The following is a 22,172-nucleotide window of genomic DNA, read 5'->3' on the forward strand; positions in this document are numbered from 1 at the left end:
TTATGGTAACGATTCTTAATATTATTTTTACAATTTTTATTATGAATCTAAATCCACGTTTAGACAACTTAGGGGGTCACTTCATATTATCTTAATATAAATTATCGTCCTGAACGCAATATAAACAGAAGCATTGTAGAACAACTACAAACGAATGATTATATTCGAAAACATCATAATGTCATTATACATGGTGCATGTGATACTGGTAAATCGTTTATCGTAAATGCATTAGGTAACCATGCTTGTGATAACTCGCATTCCACATTCTATTGTAGGATATTTGAATTCATTGATGACTTTTTAATTAACGAATTAATAGATAAGGAAGTGAATTACTTATTTCAACTTCTTTAATATTGATATGGAACCAAGTCAACTATTGTATGCTCGTAACTTGAACATAAAGAATGGCATTCACAACTTGGTGGAAACATATTGACAGATTCTATTCTTGGCAGAATTTCTCCAAACGCCTACGAAATCATACTTGATGAAAAATCCATAAGAAGTGTCTAAAAAAACAGTTATCATCATAAGGTAGTAACTGTTTTCAATTACTATAATTGGCTCAAACTATCGCGACGTGTCTGGCACAAAACGAGTGACGTATTCAATAACTGTAAAAATTCAAAGGTGTTGCACTAGAAGTTCAAACAAATAAGATAGGTACACTAAAGAATCCTGGCGTCAGTGCTAATTGTTTTACGCTTACACTATACCATTTTCTCCAATGTTGGTTCTTGTGATGTAAGTAATTCTATAACAGTATCAATCATATCAGATATTATATAGTTTTCTATTTCCTCCATAGGTCGCGTACCTGAAGATTGATGTTCGAAATATTTTTTGTATTTTGAGTTTTCAATCATTAAAATATTACTTTTCTTTTTTACATTTCGTTCAAACTTTGAAAATCTATCAATATATCCATTTTCTGTTGCACACCGAATATCCCAGACCGAATCAAATTTTAGTTTATATTGATCTTTATTTGGTGTTGAAAATATTATTTCAAAATATTGATTAGATCCCGATATATTCTCAATAGTTTCAATGTCAACGACTATATTACAATTTACTAAAACTTCCATAAGCAACACCTCCTTAATAACGTATTTTTATACTATGTTCTGTCAATGGATTATAAATCTCTACTGATGGCACTCCATTCAATGTTGTTGAAGGTTGAAGATTTTTTGTGGTTCCATCTGGCAAGTCACCAAAAATAGTTCTATTTTCATAAGTTCTGACGTATGTGGAACTTTGAGATTAAAAGTCTTTTTTTGCTACATCAAGTTCTTTTACATCGGATGTATAATGATCTACCTTTCTAGTTTGATTAGTTATTTTTTATTAGATATATATGTCACTACCTGAACTCTTATCTGAATTCTTGTTTCTATCTTAATAACCAAATTGGTATCCTTCAGCAATATAAGATAACATACAAATACAACTCCATACGGACTTCCAAAACTAGTGGGACCAACACTCACTGACTCTACGATAGCTTATAAAGCTTTATTTAACGATTGTGGATCAGTTGCATAATTAACAGATGCAATACCTACAGCAAGTGGCTGTCTTTGATTCTTTTTTGCTATTGCCCTACTGACTGCGCTTACAGCAGAATTTTTTAGTTTGATTTTTATCATTCTATTCCTATCTCTATCCACACACGTATAAGAATTACTTAAGCATAGTTATCTATGTGATACTTTCTTTTACTTGTTTGAGTTTTAGATTTGCAAAACTTTGCTAATCACAGTTATATCCTCTTTTTTGTAGTTTGTTTATATACTCTTCTCTCTTAAGAAAACTAACACTAGGTGATATTATATTGATTGATTTTTCATTATATTCTATGATTTCACTAACTATTACTACATCATTTTCAATAGTAATATTCACAGTTATATATGGAATATCTTTTAGAGCTTGCTCATAGTTTGCTTCAAGATCTTTCTTTAAACCGTGAATATCTTCGTCATTTCGATTTAAATATTTCGTTATAACTTCCCTCTTAATAATCTCTTCATCTTTATAGTATACTTTTTCCTTTATTTCCTTATCTGCTGTGTTCATAGTACAAATTTGCTCTCCACTTGCTGAATCACAAGAAACTAGAAATATGAGAATTAGCAAATAAAATGTATATTTTTTTATATTGTCTGTTTTTTTGATCATGCTTTCTCCATTTTCCTTACCTTACAATTAGCTCTTTTATAAATCGCATAAATTCACAAAAGTCATCATGAACTGAACCTTGTATTTCCTTGTTTTTCTTCATTTTCTAACAGTTCTTGTTAGTATTAAAATGTAATATTTGAATTCGAGTATGAATGAAATCTAAGTTGAAAAAGTCTCCATTAATATTATTGTTCGCAATTAAGCTTATAACTGAACAAGGAATCTTTGTTGTAGATATATTCATCAACAATGCTTTTTTCCTGCGTCTATAGTGAAGTAACTTTCGTTAGCCAGAACTTTTTATCGGAGTTTTAAACTATAACTATTTGTATGAGATTTTTTAATCACTCAAATTGCATAATTTTCTTAGTATCATGAGATGTATTGATTACTTATCACTTTCATTTGTTGATTCACATGTATATCCACCCTTTTTAAGAGCATTAATGAATTCATCTTCACATTCCAACGTATCTACGGATATGATCATCGAGATGTAACTTGTGTCTAATGGAATTACATTGTCAACTTTTTCAAAATCTACAGCAACACTTAATTCAAACGAATCATCAAACGGCATAAATTCAAATGTTTGACCTTCATTTTCTGTATGATTCTCAATATCATTTGTCATCTTGTATATAAACTCTTCTTTATCTTCTGCGTATGCACTATATGGTATTTTAAATTTTTGCTCAATATTTATCATTTCATTATTTTGATATGTACTTACTACCGTAGTTGTTGAATCATCATTAATTTGTGTACATGTGTATTGTACTTTATCCATTGTTTTTGATTTTGTACATCCACACATTATACAAATACAACAACATAAATATATTATTTTTTTCACTGTATCTATTTTCTTCATATTACGGTTCCTTTTTTCACACTAAACATCTACTTTTTTCTATTTAATCTATTCCACAAAAAAAGTGCAGCACTAAAAAACACTTACGGTTTCTTAACTCCTGCACACATCAATATATTTATTTTAGCATAATGTGACAAAAATGCTATTTTATTTCATTCGTTTGATTAAATCTTCTATTTCTACTTGCCCTGGTGCACTCACTGTACCAAGTGCTGCATACGTTAAACATGAACCTAGTTCGGTAGCATGTACACGTGTGAACTCACCGAGTTCTCCCATCGAAATCGCCACAAATAGTTCACCATTTTCTTTTAATGTTTTAGCAGCTTCAACCGTTGCATCGACATCCTTTTGACTTCTTGGCATATTTGCGATTTTTGCAATATCTGCACCCAGTGTATACATATGTTGCATACGTTTAATGATAACATCTTTTGTTGGGGTTGAATCAAAATCATGGTAAGACAAAATAACTGCAATTCCTGCTTGTTTTGCCTTTTGGACTAATGGTTGACCAACTGCTGGATCCACATTCATTTCAATATCAATAATATCAACTAACTTTCCTAAGATAATCGTATTATACAGCAAACTGTAATCGCGACTTTCAATTGCACGCACACCACCTTGGTTTGCGTTACGGAATGTGAAAATTAATGGTTTATCTTTACGAATTTCGTTGATTTCACGTAATAATGGAAGTAGTTTTTTCTCATCTAGAACGTCGTCATAGTGATCGACACGCCATTCCATTATATCTGCTTTTGAAGCAACAATTGCTTCTACTTTTTTTAGTATTTCTGTATCTGTTGTTTCAACAATGGGTACACAAATCTTTGCTTTGCCACGACCAAGTGTTGTTTGTTTTATTTGTAGTTCTTTCATCTCTCGTTCCTTTATATTCGAATTCATTATACACTATAACAAATCCCCAGAGTTTCTTCAATGTAAGTACTTAATCCTTTTCGATTGTAGTACCCCAACCATCAAATTCACCATCGTGATCTTTAGCTAATGTAATAAGTGCATTGGTTGTTTGCATAATGTAGTCCATTTGCGGAATATCCACAACTGATACAAATACTTGAATTCCTTTGCGCTCTACCTCACAAATATCCAACTCATGAATATCAGTAAATACATCATCAAGTGAACTAGCAAAGGCTTTTGCTTGTTCATTGGTTTCAAAATACGTGTAGAAATCAATCTCACGTGCTTTACAAAATAGTTCTCCTTGATTTCGTAAATCATTGATAATTGTATCGTTTTTAATCCAGTTAAATCCATACGCATCTGGATATAGTTTTGTTTGGTAAAACTTTCCATGATCATGAAGTCGTGTCACAATCTTTGACTGTAAGTCTTTATGATTTCGTAACAGTTGGTTACACATCGATTCCCAACGAATGATATGTTTACTCATAAAGACAAAATCACGATTTCCATCTTGTGTTCGTGTTCCCACGAAATAGAATCCTTTACGACCCCACTGTTTTTCGATTTGATCTTCCACTAGATATAGTTTTTCTAACTCTTCTTTAGTTGGAAATCCTAAATCGTTTTGTTGGTCGTAATGAATGGTTAAAATATAAGTATGTTCTAAATCTCTAAATAAATATTTAAATGCTCCATAATCAAAACGTACGGACGTATTCCCTTTAAAATACACACGCCAGTCTTCACTTAATTTGTTCACACTGTGTTTCTGTTTAGGTTTTAGTACCTTAGGTGCTTTAATATTTGGTTTTTTAATTTTTGGTTTCATTACATTAAGTTTCATAGTATCCTCGTTATTTATGCAATTCAATCAATTGTACAAAATCATACGTATTTTCTAATTCTTGTTTCGCTTTTGCAAGTGCTTCTTTATCTTTGCTTAATGCAAAAACGGAACTACCACTACCTGACATCAAGACCACTGGAAAGTCATATCCTTCTAGTGCTTGCTTAACTTGTTTAATGTCGGAATTTAATGATAGTGAAGGTTGTTCAAGGGTATTATCTAGCAGTGCAAGATAAGTATCATCTTGCATTTTCATCTTCTTAACAATCGCATCGATATTTGGATGAACTGCTTTTGCAAAATCAATTCCAGCAAATGCATCTTTTGTTGAAACACCACTAGCTGGTTTGACTAAGATTCCAGATATATCTAATGTTGCATCAATCGGTGTGATGACTTCTCCAATTCCTTGCACGCGTGCAAGTGTATTAGCAATGCAAAATGGCACATCTGCACCTACTTTAACACCTAAAGCAAACAAGGCTTCCTCTGTTAGTTGTAAGTCACACAGTTTATTGATAGCAATGATTACTGCAGCTCCATCTGCACTTCCTCCTGCAAGTCCTGCTTGCATTGGAATACGTTTTTCTACATGTATATGGAAATGACCAATTGATGGATATGCTTTACGCATAACATGTAGTGCTTTTACGACGGTATTACTTTCATCAAAAATCATATCTATATTTGATGAAAATGCATCATCTTTAGCAGTTTCAATATGCAAAGTATCATGTAAATCAATAGGTGTCATAATCATATCCATTTCATGATAGCCATCATCTCTTTTTCTAATCACATTTAATGCAATATTGATTTTCGCATTGGCTTTAATGATCATGTAGCACCTCATATAGTCTAGCAAACTCTGTAGCTTCCATACTTTCTGCACGACGTTTGCTATCAAGGTTTGCTGCTTCTAATGCAACTTTGGCTTTTTCTTTATCTTGAAGGTATTCACCTAAGTTATTTAAAATCGTTTTTCTTCGTTGTTTAAAACAGGCTTTAACTAACTCAAAGAATGCTTCTTCATTATCAACCAATTTGCTTGGGCGATACGTAAACTGTACAACTGCACTATCCACATTTGGTTTAGGATTAAACACATGTTTGCTGATTTTTAAAATCGTTTGGACATCATAGTTATATTGACTCACAATACTTAGTGCATTGTAATCTTTTGTATTTACTTTTGCCGAAAAGCGATCAGCTACTTCTTTTTGCATCATAACCGTTATCTTTTTAATTTTGATGTCACTTTCAAATAGCTTAAAAAGAATTGGCGTTGTAATGTAGTATGGTAAATTTGCTGCTACGACTACTTCACTTTCATCTGCAAGAATTTTAGCTAAATCAGCTTGTAGAAAATCTTGGTGGATAATTTCTACATTGTTATATGGAGCTAAAGTATCGTCCAGTACAGGAAGTAAACGATCATCAATTTCAAAAGCAATGACTTTTTTTGCATGTATCGCTAAAAACTGCGTTAATGCACCAATTCCTGGCCCAATTTCTAATGCAGTTGAATTTTCTGATAACAAAGACTCGACTGCTATTTTCTCCACGATTTGTGGTTCAACTAAAAAGTTTTGTCCATAATTCTTTTTTGCATACATTTGATGCTTTTCTAATATTTCCTTTGTATAGGAAGGTGTCGCAATAATTCTATCCATGTGTATCCTCTATGATTTCTGCTACTTGTGTATAGGTTAAACCCACCATATTGATGCGTTTATATAATGTTTTAGCATTGCATTTTCCTAAATGAAAGGCATTTGCAATTGTTTGTCGTCTAGCTGCACTATCACTTTGCCCTTGTAAGCCTAGTGATAAAAACTGCTCCATTGAAAGTGTGGTTGTATCTGTTTGTGTAAAACTTACTACATGTTCTAATGCATCAAGTAAATCTTTTTCATTTGCATGTTCAATTCCAACTTTTTTTGATGTTCTACTCTTACTTTTTTCAATAAAGGCATTTTTTAGGTTTGGAATTTGCTCATTAATCACTCTACGTATTCTTTCTCCAACATGATCTGGATCAAGAAACAAAATGACGCCACGCGTTGTATTTGCTTGTTGGATTTGTCGGATTGTTTGTTTGGAAAGATTGTAGCCATTGGTTTCAATGGTATCTACATCAAAGTATTGTTTTAACTTTGCTGTATCATGTTTTCCTTCAACCACAATGATTTCTTTGATTTTTAACATACCATGATTATAGCATAGAAAAAAAGGAAGAATTATGTGTTTAGCACTCTTCCTTTAGCTTGTTGTGACAGATTCTAAAAATTGTAGTAATTCTGGTGCAATATCATCAATAAAATAGTAATATTCATCGATTTTGGCATGATTTGCTTCCTTCCAAACATCGATAGTTTTTATAATATGACTACCTTTGTACACCTTGATGTGATAATCACTATTTGACAGCGTTAAACGATACCCTTCTGGATTTGTTTCTTCATGAAATTGATCACTATCATACGGACATGTATCAAGTAACTCCAGTAACGTATTTGTTTGTTCTTCGTTGAGTGTATATTTTTGTCCATTATATGCAACTTCAACAACAGCTTCGATTTTTGATTTCGTCGCTGTCGTTGTTTTCTTATTGGTTTCAGTATTGTTGCCTGCACATCCAAAGAGCATCAATGTGACTATACACATGACTATCACACGTTTCATTCTATCCCTCCAACATTACGCTTTATCTAAATAGAAAAAGAAGGTTGTTCCTTTATTGACTTCGCTTTCGACACCGTATTCAACACGATGTAATTCTAAAATCCCTTTAACGATATTTAAACCAAGTCCAGTTCCAATATCTTGTCGTTTCCATTTTTTCGGTTGTTTGAAATAGCGATCCCAAATATATGGAATTTGGCTTTTCTTAATCCCTTTCCCAGTATCTGTGATTTCAATGCGGACACGATGTCCTTCATCCCGTTGATTCACATATACTTTCTTATCACTTCCAGTAAAGTGAATTGCGTTTCCTACTATATTATACACCACTTGGTTAATTCTTTCTTTATCTGCATATACAAATAATTCTTCACTATAGTTAAATTCAATTATATAGCCATCATTTGCTAGCATCTTATTGATACGGTTGACGATATCTTGAATTGTCGTGGTGATATCAAATTCAGCAATATGCAACTCTTGACGATTTGTTTGGATTTTTGATAGATCAAGCAAGTTATTTACCAGTTGTGTAAGTCGTTGTGCTTCATCGATAATTACCTGAATATTTTCTTTGGTATTTTCACCAGGTAAATCACGCATAACTTCTCCATACCCAGTAATCATCGTTAATGGTGTACGTAAATCATGTGATACATTTGCCATCAATTCATTACGCATCGATTCTACTTTCTTTAATTCTTCTACTGCATAATTTAACGTATCATTAAGCTCTTCAATTTCCATATACCCTCTTGCATCAAAGTGAATATCTAAATTATTTTGTGCAAGTAGTTTTGCTTTTCCATTGGTTTTCTTGATTGGATTTGCAATTGTCCAAGCAATTAAATACGCAATGATAAATGACATTGCAAGCACAACCCAAGTAATAATAAACAATTGACGCGTACTAGCTGCAACGGTTTCTGAGGTTGGTGATAATCTTGCATTCACAATAACCATATATGTATTATCATTTTTACTTGTAATAACATTGGTTACCGTCATATTGGCAAAAGCATCAAGTGGTTTTCCACCAAACTCTAATTGTATATCTTCTACATCAACAAGTTCATTATCATTTTCTAATGCACCTGCATAAAGTTTACTTACATCTTGATTTGCTTGAATTGCTTCACAAGATGCATTTTCTCCTGTAGCTAATGGTAATTCTTGAAAATGTTGTGCATCTACTTTTTCAAATACTTGAATACAATAGTTTTGATTGATCGTCAAATCTTGTACATATTGATTAAATTCTTCCTGATCATCAATTCGTTTTACCATTCGAGACGCCGAACGCGTAATTTGTTGGCTTGTATAGTTTTGGTAGAATTCCTCAAAGAAGACAATTTGCATTAACCAAAGCAGTGCAATAATAGTTGCCGCAAAGATTAAGATAAATGCCATTATTTGATTTTGTAGCTTAATTCTCTTCAAAACGATATCCTACCCCTCGGATTGTCACAATATTATTACTGTATTGTCCAAGTTTTTTACGTAATAGTTTAATATGTGTATCTAGTGTACGATCATCACCAAAGAAATCATATCCCCATACCTTAGAGATAATTTGTTCTCTAGTTAAAGCGATATCTTTATTTTCAACAAGATACAACAATAAGTCATATTCTTTTGGTGACAGATTTAATGGTTCACTATCAATTTTCACTAGGTGTGATGTATGATTGATTTCCAACGTTTTGTAGTTATACATATCAACCGTTTGATTTTTCTCATAACGTTTAAGAATCGCTGCAATACGCATCATCAATTCTTTTGGTGAAAATGGTTTAACCACATAGTCATCTACACCAATTTCAAATCCGTGGATACGATCATATTCTTCTCCACGTGCACTTAACATTAAAATTGGTACACCTGAAAATTTGCGGATTTCACGACATGCGCTAAATCCATCTAATTCTGGCATCATCGCATCCATTATAATTAGATCGATACTTGGATTGAGTTTTACTTTATCAATAGCTTGCAATCCATCTTCTGCCTCTAATACTTCATATCCTTCAAACTTTGCATATTTTTTTACAATTTCTCTTATATTAGCTTCATCATCAACGATTAATAATTTCTTCATAGTCCGTACGCTCCTAAACATATTATAATACAAAAGTCCATAAAACCTATGGACTTTCCTTGATATATGACTGAAGTTTTGGTGAACGTAACCTACTCAATGACCTATTTTTCAGTTTCTTTTACATGATAAAGACAAACATCGGATAAAATACCCAGTCCATTATGTGCTACATATTGTGATAAACCATCGTTTTGACTGTTTACTAACGTGTTTGTGATAAGTAGTTGCAACGTATTTGTTTGCTTGATTACATCTTTAGGAATTACAAATCGATATGATGGTGCAATTTGTACACCACAAGAAGTACCATTGACAACTAATTCAACAACTTCATTTGCTTCTGCAATTTCAAGTATATGATCTTGTTTAGCTAGTTTCACATCATATGTATACAACAAGTTTCCGCTAAAACGAGCAAATGCTTCACTATGTAAGGCATCTAATGATTGTACGCGTTGGTATGAAGATTCATTATATGCTTTACATTCCAATGAGGATAGTGTATCTAACGTTTGTATAAATGTCCCTTTACTTGGTTTATATTTTGAAGCAGTTGTACTAACGAGTACCAACATTTCATATGGTTGTAATGTAAGTTGGAAAGTAACAGAGGTTTCATCATACTTTGCATCTAGTGTATATACTTCATTAGTGGATGCATCATAAATTGCTAGTTCTTTCGCAAAAGGTAGTTTGATTTGTGTATCAATTGTATGTGTCACACTTTCATTATTAAAAACAAACACATGACTATTTGCATGATGCATATAATGTAGCATACTTAAGTCTTTTTCAGGTGTTTCTGTATAAGCAAGTTTATCTTTTGCGAGTTCTTGTGTTAATTGATCCAGCGTACATGTTTTCCCAATAGATTCCAATCCAGCAGGTGCTTGATGAATCCATATAATTTGCACTTCTTTTGCCAGTTTTTCTAATGTATCCATTAGTTTTTTAGGTAAATATGGTGTATATGGCACAACAAGTGTATGAAATCCATATTGTTCAATCCAATATTTTCCATCTTGAATAGTTGCATCAATAAGATAATCTTCACTGATGATATTGCAATCTATCTGATTTTGTTGGAGTGTTTTCGTTACTTTCTGCACAAACATTGTTTCACCTTGCCATTCAGCAAAGGCATGATAGAGTACACCTATTTCACACTGTTGGTGTCCATCTTGTAGTAGTTCACATAAGCGATTTGTGTATGTTGACCACTGCGTAAAGTAGGTAAACTGTGGATTGTTGCCATGCGCATAAAAATGTGGTGGACAATCAAAATCTGGGAACTGTTTTGGACTGAATGCATGAGGCACTATCACATTTACTCCATGTACCAACATATGATTGGTAATCCATTTCATCATCCGTAAACCTTCAACCCAACCATATGCGCCAAATGCTTCACACATCAATCTACCTTTTTTCTTTGGATCCAATTTTGCTGCAGATTGTCCTAACTTACAAAGTGCATAGTGATAAAACTCTCCATCACTTCCACCTGTTGAAAATGCAGTATGTGCATAATCCATTCCAGGAATTACTTGACCACCGATAATATCAATACCTGCATACGTTTGACCAACTAGACTGCGAAAGTAATGTCCTGGTCCATATCCAAGACGTGCATGTGCATTATTATCTTCTATAACATGCCCAACATAATCTACATCATGTGCTGTACACCATGCACCAATGACTGCAGAGAAGTTTTTCGCATATAAATCACTTACGATATCCATATAGTAAAAACGAGCATCATTCGCTGCTTTACTGACTCCAGTAAATAAGAATACCTCACAAATGTTTGCTTGTTGAAGCATTTCTTCAATTGTCATATTCCACGGAATAACCATATCTGTTTTCCCAATGATACAGTTTGGTCCTTTTGCATTACCAAAACGTGGCTCATCCGAGAAAAAACCAACAATGGTTTGTCCAAACTCTTGTGAGAAATGCGACCAATGTTTCTCATATACTTCATTTAGTAAAATTTGTGTTGCTTCTTTTCTTGTTGGATCCAAGTATTCACGTGTTCCTACTTCTTGTCCGCAATACGTTGTATATAAAACAAATACACTATAATGATCTGCATCTAATTGGATCTTTAATTTTCCATGTTCCACTTGTGCTGTAACATCTTGCAAGCTATCTTCAATAAATGCATCTTGGCCACTTGTGTCGTTTTTTGCAATATATACTTTATATAACGCATCATTTTGATGTTCTTTATCCATCATGAGTTGTCGAAATTCCGCATATGGTTCAATGGATAGTTCTCCTTGCATCACAGGCCCACAAATATCATAACGACGAACTTGTAAATACTGCTTTTGCAGGTGTTTTGGTACTTGTCCATTTGCATATCCAGTTGGAAATTTCGCATCATCTAAAATCCAAAGTTTCATTTGACGCTTCTTTGCTTCTTTAATTATAAAGGCAAGATCTTCCCACCATTGATCTTGTAAGAACGCAGGATGTGGACGTGATTCAATACATAAATTGTGAATGCCACTTTCATAGATCTTTGTTATATAGTCAAGTAATATCTCGTGTGATTCTCCATGTTGCCAAAAAAATGGAAACAGATGATTTGCTTCTTGATTCTTTAATAATGTGTTAATTTTTTCCATAATTCACCTCTATTACTTCTATGATTCATCTCGTATCACACGACATCCATCAAGCAAACCCTATTTTATTTCCTTCTTATACGTTTCGCGATATACACTTGGTGTCATTTGGTACTTCTTTTTGAATATCTTATAGAAGTATGTAATATTTTCGTAGCCGACTTCTTCCATAATATCGACAACAGGCAAAGTTGTACTGACAAGTAGTTGTACCGCATTTTTTAAACGTTCTTCTTGAACTAGTTGAATAAATGTCGATTTTGTATATTTCTTAATGACTTTACATATCTTATAATCAGCAATTCCTAATTGTTTTGATAAAACAACGAGTGAACCTTCTTTATACTTCGTATGAACGTATTTAAGAATACGACTCATTAAGACTCTTTCACTACTTTCTGATTTATGGGTTTGAATATTTTCTGGATGATTCATCAATTCAGTTAATAGTAAACCAACCAATAGTTTTAGTGATACCCCTGCATTCAACTGTGGACGATACAGTTCGCTAATAATCAATTCGATATAATCTAGAGCAACTAGATTGTTGGATTCATGAAATACAAGAAACTCTTTTGTATCATCATAGGAATAGAGTGCTTGAAAGATAAAGCGTACCACTTCATTATCCGTATCCACTATCGATGATAAAAACTCGAGAAACTCAGGTTGAATAATAAAATTAAAGATAATGTCATCTTCCCCAGTAAAGAGAATTTCATGTTCTACATTTTGATTTAATAAGATAAGTTCTCCTTGCTGGATGGTAATCTTTTTTCCACTAATCACATGTGTCATCGATCCACTATATACATACGACAATTCAATATAGTTATGTCGATGCATCGGATACTGTGCAAAACGTGCATGTTTACGCACAGAAAACAAACGATCCTCATCGTGTAATTTACGATAATCAATGACATTTGAATTTTCATGCATATAAATCGATTTATCAATTTTATGCTTCTTATTTAAATTATCAATCTCTTCATCTGTGAATGTAATAAGTTCATCTAGTATCTCTTGTTTGATCATCGTGCACCTCATGCTTGTTACTCATAGTTTATCATAGATGCAAAGAGAAGATAAAGACGGACTATCTTTACCTTCAAAGTAATATTATGCCTCTCTATTTGCTAATACATAGGAAAGTACTGCTGAAACTACAAATGCAATAAGTGCACATGCAATAAACCCATAGAAACTAATATCAAGACCATCTGGATTAATCATTCCTGGAATTCTAAAGAATCCATCACCAACCATGGCATATAAACGTGCACCAAGTCCACCAAGAATTCCTCCTGCTAGACCTCCACCAATCCAAGCAGCTGCAAAGCATTTAATTTGTGGTAAGGCAATTGTATAAATCGTTGGCTCGGTTACCCCACATAAACACGATGCCATCGCACCAAATCCAATGGATTTCTTTTCTGGATCTTTCATTTTTAATGCATATCCAAGTGATACTCCTGCAAGTTCCCAAACAGTTAATCCCAAAATCGCATTGATTGGATCACTTCCCATCGTTACGATGTTATTGATTAATACTGGAATAAATGCTGCATGCAATCCAAGTAATACCATTACTTGCCAGAATGCTCCAAATAAGATTCCTCCAATAATTGGACTAAAATCAAACACCCCAACAACAAAATCAGATAATACACTTGATACAATGTTCATAACTGGTCCAATTGCCAACCAACTTAATGGTACTGTGATCATTAATACAAGTGTTGGCACTAACATAAGTTGTAACATTTGTGGAATAATTGATTTTGCAATACGTTCTATCCATGATGCAACGTAGGATGCTAAGATAATTGGAAATAATGTACTTGAATATGTTGCAGCTTCAATTGGTAAACCTAAAAAGTTAAGTGCTTGTTCACCATTTACAGCAGCAACTAAATCTGGATATACAAGTGCTGCTCCAATTGCAGCCGTAACATATGGATTGCATCGAAATACTTTACCTGCAGAAAACCCAACAATAATTGGCATAAAGTATAATACTGCATCAGATGCTGCATATAAAACAAGATACACTCCATCTGTTTTTGCAATTAGTTCAAATGTGACTGCTAGAGTTAATAATCCTTTGATAATTCCTCCTGCAATCATTGGTCCAATAATTGGCATGATGCAACCAGAGATCATTTTAAAGAAACGATCAAATAATGAACCTTCATTTTCCCTTGATGGCATGCTTTCTGTTTGCACACCAATGATATTCTCTACTTCTTTAATTACTTCATTTACATGAGTTCCAATAATTACTTGATATTGACCACCTTTGTTCATGACACCCTTTACACCAGGAATTGCTTTTATTTCTTCCTCATTTGGAATACAGTCATCTTTTAAAACGAATCGCAAACGTGTCATACAATTGGTAACGCTTTGAATGTTTTCTTTTTGGCCAACAGCAGCTACGACTTCTTGTGCAAGTTGGCTATAATTATTCTTCTTTGCCATATTCTACTCCTTATCATCATCTTACTGTCACTTTGGTACCTTGACAACCACAGTATAGCAAGAGTTTATATAGGCAAAAATATCTCATCTTGGTTTATTGATTATCCTTTTTTGCAAAAAGAAAGATACAGCATTCATCATTAAACCGTATCTTTCTTCTTTAGATTATTCTTCTTTGTCAAAATCGTATTGGATTCCTTTACATAAGTAAACGATATGTTCACATATATTTACTGCATGATCACTACTGCGACCAATCGTACGATACAGTGCAGATAAGTTAAATGCATCTTCTAAGTCTGCAACATTGTTTTTAATCACAATCTTACGGAAATCTTGTAAGAGTGCTTCAAGTTCTTTATCTTGTGTTGGAATTTCATATGCCAAGGAAACATCTTTTTGTTTATAGGCAATCATGATATCCTCTAACATTTTCACCAATCTTTGTTGGATGAAACTTGCTTCTTTTAATATTTTTAATGTTGCTGGATTATCTAAATTCTTAATCACAAACTTTGCCATGCTTTTCGCATAATCCCCAATTCTTTCTAAGTCTGAAGCAATCTTGATTGCGACAATCACACGACGTAAATCTGTCGCAATTGGACGCAACAAGACAATATCGGCAATTGCTTGTTCATTGATGTTTGTTTCATAGTTATTGATGATTTCATCATTGTGCATTACTTGTCGAGCAAGTGATTTCTCTGGATGTTCAAATAACACTTCACAGTTTTTATGTTGTTCGATAACTTGTCTTCCCATGTGTCGAACACTGGTTTCAAGTTTTTCTAGTTTACGATCTAATTTCAGCATAACATCCTCCTTTTACCCAAATCTACCAGTAATATATTCTTCTGTTTTCTTATTTTTTGGATTGGAGAAAATATTCAATGTACTATCAAATTCTACAATTTCCCCCAATAAGAAGAACGCTGTATCATCACTAACTCTTGATGCTTGTTGCATCGAGTGTGTAACAATCAAAATCGTATAATCCTTTTTGAGGATATCAATCAGTTCTTCAATTTTTTGTGTTGCAATTGGATCTAGTGCACTAGTAGGTTCATCCATTAAGATGACTTCTGGTTTCATGGCAATTGCACGGGCAATACACAAACGTTGTTGCTGTCCACCAGACATACCTAATGCATTTTTATTTAATCTATCTTTTACATCATCCCATAACGCTGCAGCCTTTAAGGAGCTTTCAACGATTTCATCTAGTATCTTCTTATCCTTTACACCCTGACAACGTGGCCCATAAGCAATGTTGTCATAAATACTCATTGGAAACGGATTTGGTTTTTGGAATACCATTCCAACTTTTGTCCGTAAATCAATCGTATTTATTTTATCAGACAGTATATTTTTACCATCCATATTGATTTCACCAGTAATCTTTACCCCATCTACTAAATCGTTCATCCGATTCAGTGTTCTTAGAAACGTTGACTTTCCACATCCAGAAGGACCGATGAGTGCAGTTACACGGTTTGCTTTTATGTTGATATTCAAATCCTTTAGTGCTTGAAAATCACCATAATACAAATTTAAATGTTTTACCTCAAATTTAATATCTTCCATATTATCCTACTTTCTTCTGAATTCGTCTAGCAACCAATTTTACAATAAGATTCAATGCAACAATTACCAATATTAGAATGGTAGCCGTCGCAAATGCTTGCGCTCTTTGCTCATCACTGACACCTTCACTTGCTAGATAGTAAAGGTGGGTTGTTAGTGTTCTTGATGAAGAGAATATCCCTTCAGGCATATAGTACACCATACCAGCGGTTAGTAATAACGGTGCACTTTCACTAACGATTCGACCAATCGCTAAGATGATAGCGCTAATAATTCCATTCAAACTTGTTGGTAAAATAACTTTAAAGATGGTTTGTACCTTGCTTGCACCTAGTGCATAACTTGCTTCTCTAAGTTCATTTGGAATGGTTTTTAACGTTTCTTCAATCGTTTTAATCAGGACCGGTAAAATCATAATTGATAAGGTTAAAGATCCTGATAAAATGGAATATCCATTTGTGAATGGTTGTAAGATTGTCACAAACAAACTAAATCCAAAAAGTCCATAGACAATACTTGGAACACTGGCTAATCCATCAATGGCAAAGCGAATAACTTCGGTAATTTTGTTTGCTTTTGCATACTCATGTAAATAGAGTGCACTACATATCGATATTGGTGTCGCAATAAGTAAGGTTACACCAACCGTGTATAAAGTTCCCACTAACATTGGTAAGATTCCACTATTTGGATCACTTGGACTAAAACTGTTTGTTAGAAAATCCCAACTTACATGCGACAGTCCTTTTCGTAAAACAAATACGATAATTACAACAAGTGAAATAATACTAATTGCACTTGCTAAAAAGATAAACAGGTATTGGATACCATCCATAATTGTTCGTTTTTTCATGAATGTGCCACCCCTTTTCGTTTTACTCTAAGTATGATGATATTGATCAAACACACAAAGATAAAAAGGACAACCCCAGTAGCAAACAGTGCCGCTTCATGGGTTCCACTAGCATATGCAAGTTCCATAATAATGTTACCTGTTAAAGTTCTTCCACCATTTAGATATGCTTCACTAATTGGAATAAGCTGTGGCATCATATTGGCATTTCCTGCTACTAACATAACTGCCATGGTTTCTCCTAGTGCTCTTCCTAAACCTAGAAGAAACGATGTCAGTATTCCACTTTTTGCATATGGTATTTTGGTTTTCATAATGGTTTGCATCTTTGTTGCTCCTAGTGCAAGAGAACCTTCATCAATTGTTTTTGGTACCGCTTTTAGTGCACTTGTCGATAAGGATACAACCGTTGGTAATATCATTAGCGCCAAAATCAATGATGCCGTAAACAGTGTTGTTCCACTACGAATGTTAAATAGTTTTTGCACAAATGGAACCATTACAGTTAATCCAAAAAATCCATAGATCACACTTGGAATCGATGCGAGTATTTCTACTGCAAATAAGACAAAACTTGCAATTTTCTTGGGTGCGATTTCGCTAATAAAGATTGCTGTATATAAACCAACCGGTATTCCAATCAAACATGCAAGAATCGTTGTAAGAATACTTGCCACAACAAAGGATGCAATTCCAAATTGTTCAGTTGATGGAGACCATACATCCGATGTAATAAATTCAATAATATTTACTTCTTTAAATAATGGTAATGCTTTTAATAAAGTGAAAATAAGAATGGCAGCTAATGCAATGACAGAGATACAAGTAAAAAAGAAAACAACGGTTTTAAAGATTGCATCGATTCTTAATTTTGAATGCATACGTTTCATTCACTACTTCCTTTCCACAGGTATATAATTATGTGCTTCAATTAGTTTCTTTCCTTCTTCTGAGAAAATGAAATCAAATAATTCACTACCTTGTTTCTCTCCTTTTTTCTGTACAAGTAAGAAAGCACGTTGGATTTTATACGTTCCATCTTTTACACTTTCTTCACTTGGTAATACGCCATCAATTTTTAATACTTTTACACTATCCGATAAGGATCCTAGTGAAATGTATCCAATTCCATGTTCATTAACAGACACATCACTAATAATGGAACCTGTTGCATTTTGAATGTCGGAATTACGAATTAAGTCACTTGATGAAAATCCAACAATGCTTTCAAAGCCATCGCGTGTTCCACTACCTTCTTCTCGTGAGACGACAGCGATTTCTTTATTTGCACCACCTATGTTTTTCCAATTGGTAATTTTACCAGTATAAATATCTTTTAGTTGTTCCATCGTGATGGAATCCACTGGATTATCTTTATGTACAACTACGACAATTCCATCTAAGGCAATGATCGTTTGATCAAGTTGCTTTGCTTCTTCAGGTTTTAATTCTCTTGAAACCATACCCAGTTGAAAGGTTCCATCTTCCGTTCCTTTTATCCCTACACTGGAACCTCCACCTTGGATACTTACTAAAGCATCGTTTTTCTCATTGTATGTTTCTGCGATACTTTCCATAAGTGGTTGTATTGACGTTGAACCGCCAATAATCATGGATGTTATCCCTTCACTTGTACTTCTTCCACCACATCCACTAATTACAAGAATGCAGCAAAGACTTAGTATTGTTCCTATCTTTTTCATCCAAACCTCCATCTTACATGTAAATTATAAGTAAGAGATATGTTCTTATTGTTTACAAACTGTTAAGAAACGGTTAAAAAGTTTTGGTATTTTGCTTTTTCATAGTTTGTATGTACAATGAAGATACAAAAAGGAGTAACTATGACAAATATAATGGATTATCTTGCTTGGCGTGGTGATTTAACCTTCCAACAAGATCCCTTCAATGAAATAGATGCACTGATACTTGCACGCTTATCGTATTTGCGTTTTGATCAAATGGTCGACTTTCAACTTGATAAAACAAAACCACTAGTGGATGTTGCAGAAATGTATTTTAAGGTGCCTGTAGATCCTAAATCACTAAGTCCAACCGAATTTGAAGATCAACCATTCTTACAAGCTTTGGCAAAAAGTGTTCGATTCAAGGATCTTTTACTATCCGGTTATCGCAATCATATTGATCCCATACTCGAAAAACAGTTTGCTTGTATTACGATTCAACTGAGTAAAGATGTGTACTATATTTCCTATCGTGGAACTGATAATACGCTTGTTGGTTGGAAAGAAGATTTCAATATGACGTACTTAACTATCATCCCAGCACAACAAGATGCACTTGCATATATTGAAGAAGTAAGTCAAACTTTACCTGGAAATTACTATCTTGGTGGACATTCTAAAGGTGGCAATTTAGCTATTTATGCGGGTATGTTTACCAAAACAAATCTACAAAAGCAAATCCTTGGCATCTATAACTTTGATGGTCCTGGCTTTCAGAAAGATATCGCAAAACAATTTGCGAAAAAGCCACTTAGTAAAAACGTATATACATATGTTCCACAAGGTTCAATTATTGGTATGTTGATGTATCGCTATCTTCCTTATACGGTTGTTAGTAGCACAGAAAGAGGGATCAACCAACATGATGTGTATAGTTGGCAAATTCTTGGGAAACAGTTCGTATATGAAAATTCACGCACTGAAGATAGTCATTTTATTGATCGCACCATTAAGATATGGATGGATCAAATTCAACCTAGTGACCGAAAGAAATTCATTGATTCAATGTTTGAACTCTTTGCCAGTGTTGGTACGGATACCGTTCATGAAATGAGCGAATCTTGGTTTAAGTCATTAGGTAGTATGCTAGATGCCTATTCCCACCTTGATAAAGAAACGCGCAAAGATATGGGAGATGTTACTTCGCTTTTGATGAGTACCATCTCAAAAAATATGAAGGATGTCCATCCATTAGATAAACTTCGTTTAAAAGTAAAAAATACCAAGCCTACAGAATAATCCTGTATGGCTTGGTATTTTAGTTTTTAATCCAAATTTGGAATGATGAACCTTTATCAACTTCACTTTCAATCACAAGTTGTGCATTATGGGCATCAAGTACAGACTTTACAATCGATAATCCTAACCCACTACCACCAGAAACACGAGAGCGTGCCTTATCCGTACGATAGAACCGTTCAAAGATGCGTTCTTGGTCTTCTTTTGAAATTCCTCGACCTTCATCTTTTACTTCAATTACATATGAATCCCCACGATATAGTGTAGATACTGTAATAACTCCATGATCACTATAAGTAATTGCATTGGATATTAAGTTATTGATAACGATTTGCATTTGTCCAGGATCCACAAAAATTGGTTCTTTGTTTTCATAATTCGTTTGAATTTGTAATCCTTTTTTATTTGCTTTATACGATAAACTAGCAATACTTGCATCAATGATTTGTGTTACATCGCAAGATTCACGTTTCATTACAAGTTGTTCACTAGATAACCTTGATAACTGCAATAAATCATATACGATTCGTTCCAGTCGACTATTTTCATATTCGATTTGTTCGAGGAAGTCTTTTCGTATTTCTTCATCATTAAATCCTTCTCGATTTAAAATTTCGACCATTCCTTTAATCGCACTTATTGGTGTTTTTAATTCATGTGATGCATCCGCAATAAACTGCTTTTGCAGTGCTTCTTGACGCTTAATTTTTGTGATATCTTGAAATACTATTACACAACCACTAAACTGATTGTTTTTAAATAGTGGTTCACTGTATGCTTCGTATTCTTTTTCATGCACGACAATTGTTTTTCGGATTTCTCGTTCAAATAATGTCGCATCAAAAATGAAACGATATACAGGACGTTCAAAATCATTATGCACATATGTAAGTCGTCGTTGTTCTTTCGACTGACGAAACTCTGCAAAACTATCATTGAATAAAAGCACTTCCCCATTACGATCCAATAAAATTAATGGCATCGGCAAATTGGAAATTAATGCAGCAAGTTGTTCTTGTCGAATATCCGCTTGAAACGTCACATTTTGAATTTGCGTATGTAAACGTGCATTTTCTACTTTCTCAATACTTTCACGTTCTTTTGCTTCTTGATAGGAAAAGTATCCTGCTGTTATACCTAATAAAATAATGACCAAAAAGCTTGGTAGGTTGAACATATAGACACCAACCAAACCAAAGAAACAAAGTAAAAGAACTCTTTGATAGCGTTCTTTAATCATTCTTTTGCCTCAAGTATATACCCAACTCCGCGTGAAGAACGAATTTCAACAGGAGCATCTTTTAATTTTGAGCGCAGTTTGAATGTATGTACATCCACAATTCGCGTATCTCCATCATAATCAAACCCCCAGATATCATTTAAGATTTGATCACGTGATACAACAATATTTGCATTACGAATAAAGTACGTAAGTAAATCATATTCTTTCTTTGTAAGTTGTAATAAGCTATCTTGCAAATACACTTTTCGTTTATTTTCATCTACACGTAAACCAGAGAATGTTTGTTCTTGTTTCGTGTTGTTTCGTTTTAAATGGGACTGTACACGCGCAAGTAATACACGTGGTGAAAATGGTTTGGTAATATAATCATCGACTCCAGCTTCAAATGCATCTAAGATATTGGATTCTTCATCTTTTGCCGTAAGCATAATCATTACACCATCAAGCCCCTTTTCACGAAATTTTCTAACTAAATCGATCCCCTCAATCTTTGGAATCATCCAATCTATTAAAAATACATCGTATGCTTGACTATAAGCTTTTTCTAAAGCAACTTTTCCATCACATGCTTCTTCAACTGCAAAGCCAGCAACTTTTAAATCATAAGTAATTAGTTTACGAATATTTGCTTCATCTTCAATCAATAGTATTTTTTTCATAGTCCACCCTCATTTGTATTAATCATAAAACAAATGTGCACAATTGAAAAGGTAAGTTAACTAAAAATACAAAAGTTTACACAATCT

At 33.6% G+C, this 22,172-nt stretch carries 24 protein-coding genes; 2 read left to right on the plus strand and 22 right to left on the minus strand.

Going from position 1 to position 22,172, the window contains the following annotated elements; all coding sequences use genetic code 11:
• Nucleotides 1-96 precede the first annotated feature (96 nt).
• Complete coding sequence (locus EDD63_RS11745; protein WP_424945038.1) at nucleotides 97-357, plus strand: ATP-binding protein; 261 nt, start codon at nucleotides 97-99, stop codon at nucleotides 355-357.
• A gap of 359 nt (nucleotides 358-716) precedes the next feature.
• On the opposite strand, the gene EDD63_RS04560 is transcribed toward EDD63_RS11745, so the two are convergent.
• From EDD63_RS04560 to EDD63_RS04650, 20 genes are all read right to left on the minus strand, one after another.
• On the minus strand, nucleotides 717-1,094 hold the full coding sequence (locus EDD63_RS04560) for a hypothetical protein (protein ID WP_134168934.1): 378 nt from the start codon (nucleotides 1,092-1,094) through the stop codon (nucleotides 717-719).
• A gap of 420 nt (nucleotides 1,095-1,514) precedes the next feature.
• Nucleotides 1,515-1,658 (minus strand): hypothetical protein, encoded by a 144-nt coding sequence (locus tag EDD63_RS11545; RefSeq protein WP_166667543.1) that lies wholly within the window; start codon nucleotides 1,656-1,658, stop codon nucleotides 1,515-1,517.
• 103 nt (nucleotides 1,659-1,761) lie between these two features.
• The gene (locus EDD63_RS04565; protein ID WP_134168936.1) at nucleotides 1,762-2,190 is read right to left on the minus strand and encodes a hypothetical protein; all 429 of its coding nucleotides are present in this window, start codon (nucleotides 2,188-2,190) and stop codon (nucleotides 1,762-1,764) included.
• 391 nt (nucleotides 2,191-2,581) lie between these two features.
• Nucleotides 2,582-3,067, minus strand: a complete 486-nt coding sequence (locus EDD63_RS04570; protein ID WP_134168938.1) for a hypothetical protein — start codon at nucleotides 3,065-3,067, stop codon at nucleotides 2,582-2,584.
• A 150-nt stretch (nucleotides 3,068-3,217) separates the two neighbouring features.
• Nucleotides 3,218-3,955 carry a type I 3-dehydroquinate dehydratase gene (aroD, locus tag EDD63_RS04575; RefSeq protein ID WP_166667544.1) on the minus strand — a complete coding sequence of 246 codons (738 nt, stop codon included), beginning with the start codon at nucleotides 3,953-3,955 and terminating at the stop codon, nucleotides 3,218-3,220.
• Between the two features lie 70 nt (nucleotides 3,956-4,025).
• A complete protein-coding gene (locus EDD63_RS04580) occupies nucleotides 4,026-4,850 on the minus strand; it encodes a DUF695 domain-containing protein (RefSeq protein ID WP_134168942.1) in 825 nt (274 codons plus the stop codon).
• Nucleotides 4,851-4,860: 10 nt separating this feature from the next.
• The gene (gene ispE, locus EDD63_RS04585) at nucleotides 4,861-5,694 is read right to left on the minus strand and encodes a 4-(cytidine 5'-diphospho)-2-C-methyl-D-erythritol kinase (RefSeq protein ID WP_134168944.1); all 834 of its coding nucleotides are present in this window, start codon (nucleotides 5,692-5,694) and stop codon (nucleotides 4,861-4,863) included.
• Nucleotides 5,684-6,526, minus strand: coding sequence for a 16S rRNA (adenine(1518)-N(6)/adenine(1519)-N(6))-dimethyltransferase RsmA (gene rsmA / locus EDD63_RS04590; RefSeq protein WP_134168946.1), 843 nt, complete (start codon nucleotides 6,524-6,526; stop codon nucleotides 5,684-5,686). Before rsmA ends, ispE begins: the two co-directional genes overlap by 11 nt.
• On the minus strand, nucleotides 6,519-7,061 hold the full coding sequence (gene rnmV / locus EDD63_RS04595) for a ribonuclease M5 (RefSeq protein WP_134168948.1): 543 nt from the start codon (nucleotides 7,059-7,061) through the stop codon (nucleotides 6,519-6,521). The genes rsmA and rnmV overlap by 8 nt, the downstream gene beginning before the upstream one ends.
• 54 nt (nucleotides 7,062-7,115) lie before the next feature.
• Nucleotides 7,116-7,538: a hypothetical protein gene (locus EDD63_RS04600; RefSeq protein WP_134168950.1), complete on the minus strand. Its 423-nt coding sequence runs from the start codon at nucleotides 7,536-7,538 to the stop codon at nucleotides 7,116-7,118.
• A gap of 15 nt (nucleotides 7,539-7,553) precedes the next feature.
• Nucleotides 7,554-8,978 carry a sensor histidine kinase gene (locus EDD63_RS04605; RefSeq protein WP_134168952.1) on the minus strand — a complete coding sequence of 475 codons (1,425 nt, stop codon included), beginning with the start codon at nucleotides 8,976-8,978 and terminating at the stop codon, nucleotides 7,554-7,556.
• Nucleotides 8,965-9,636, minus strand: a complete 672-nt coding sequence (locus EDD63_RS04610; RefSeq protein ID WP_134168954.1) for a response regulator transcription factor — start codon at nucleotides 9,634-9,636, stop codon at nucleotides 8,965-8,967. Before EDD63_RS04610 ends, EDD63_RS04605 begins: the two co-directional genes overlap by 14 nt.
• A 104-nt stretch (nucleotides 9,637-9,740) precedes the next feature.
• Nucleotides 9,741-12,275: a hypothetical protein gene (locus EDD63_RS04615; protein ID WP_134168956.1), complete on the minus strand. Its 2,535-nt coding sequence runs from the start codon at nucleotides 12,273-12,275 to the stop codon at nucleotides 9,741-9,743.
• Nucleotides 12,276-12,335: 60 nt separating this feature from the next.
• Nucleotides 12,336-13,313: an AraC family transcriptional regulator gene (locus EDD63_RS04620; protein WP_134168958.1), complete on the minus strand. Its 978-nt coding sequence runs from the start codon at nucleotides 13,311-13,313 to the stop codon at nucleotides 12,336-12,338.
• A gap of 84 nt (nucleotides 13,314-13,397) precedes the next feature.
• Nucleotides 13,398-14,759, minus strand: a complete 1,362-nt coding sequence (locus EDD63_RS04625; RefSeq protein ID WP_134168960.1) for a PTS transporter subunit EIIC — start codon at nucleotides 14,757-14,759, stop codon at nucleotides 13,398-13,400.
• A 165-nt stretch (nucleotides 14,760-14,924) separates the two neighbouring features.
• On the minus strand, nucleotides 14,925-15,575 hold the full coding sequence (gene phoU, locus EDD63_RS04630; RefSeq protein ID WP_134168962.1) for a phosphate signaling complex protein PhoU: 651 nt from the start codon (nucleotides 15,573-15,575) through the stop codon (nucleotides 14,925-14,927).
• Nucleotides 15,576-15,587: 12 nt separating this feature from the next.
• On the minus strand, nucleotides 15,588-16,346 hold the full coding sequence (pstB, locus tag EDD63_RS04635; protein WP_134168964.1) for a phosphate ABC transporter ATP-binding protein PstB: 759 nt from the start codon (nucleotides 16,344-16,346) through the stop codon (nucleotides 15,588-15,590).
• A 1-nt stretch (nucleotide 16,347) separates the two neighbouring features.
• Nucleotides 16,348-17,199, minus strand: a complete 852-nt coding sequence (gene pstA, locus EDD63_RS04640; RefSeq protein WP_134168966.1) for a phosphate ABC transporter permease PstA — start codon at nucleotides 17,197-17,199, stop codon at nucleotides 16,348-16,350.
• Nucleotides 17,196-18,089 (minus strand): phosphate ABC transporter permease subunit PstC, encoded by an 894-nt coding sequence (gene pstC / locus EDD63_RS04645; protein ID WP_134168968.1) that lies wholly within the window; start codon nucleotides 18,087-18,089, stop codon nucleotides 17,196-17,198. Before pstC ends, pstA begins: the two co-directional genes overlap by 4 nt.
• Before the next feature lie 3 nt (nucleotides 18,090-18,092).
• Entirely contained in the window at nucleotides 18,093-18,902 is an 810-nt protein-coding gene (locus EDD63_RS04650) for a phosphate ABC transporter substrate-binding protein (RefSeq protein ID WP_166667545.1), read from the minus strand.
• Between the two features lie 141 nt (nucleotides 18,903-19,043).
• Between EDD63_RS04650 and EDD63_RS04655 the strand changes: the two genes are divergently transcribed.
• The gene (locus tag EDD63_RS04655; protein ID WP_166667546.1) at nucleotides 19,044-20,183 is read left to right on the plus strand and encodes an Mbeg1-like protein; all 1,140 of its coding nucleotides are present in this window, start codon (nucleotides 19,044-19,046) and stop codon (nucleotides 20,181-20,183) included.
• A gap of 19 nt (nucleotides 20,184-20,202) precedes the next feature.
• Here EDD63_RS04655 and EDD63_RS04660 read toward each other — a convergent pair whose 3' ends face one another.
• Together EDD63_RS04660 and EDD63_RS04665 are read right to left on the minus strand one after the other, a co-directional pair.
• Complete coding sequence (locus EDD63_RS04660; protein ID WP_134168974.1) at nucleotides 20,203-21,423, minus strand: sensor histidine kinase; 1,221 nt, start codon at nucleotides 21,421-21,423, stop codon at nucleotides 20,203-20,205.
• The gene (locus EDD63_RS04665; RefSeq protein WP_134168976.1) at nucleotides 21,420-22,085 is read right to left on the minus strand and encodes a response regulator transcription factor; all 666 of its coding nucleotides are present in this window, start codon (nucleotides 22,083-22,085) and stop codon (nucleotides 21,420-21,422) included. The genes EDD63_RS04660 and EDD63_RS04665 overlap by 4 nt, the downstream gene beginning before the upstream one ends.
• Nucleotides 22,086-22,172: the final 87 nt, after the last annotated feature.

The organism is Breznakia blatticola (assembly GCF_004365815.1).
Taxonomy (GTDB): domain Bacteria; phylum Bacillota_I; class Bacilli_A; order Erysipelotrichales; family Erysipelotrichaceae; genus Breznakia; species Breznakia blatticola.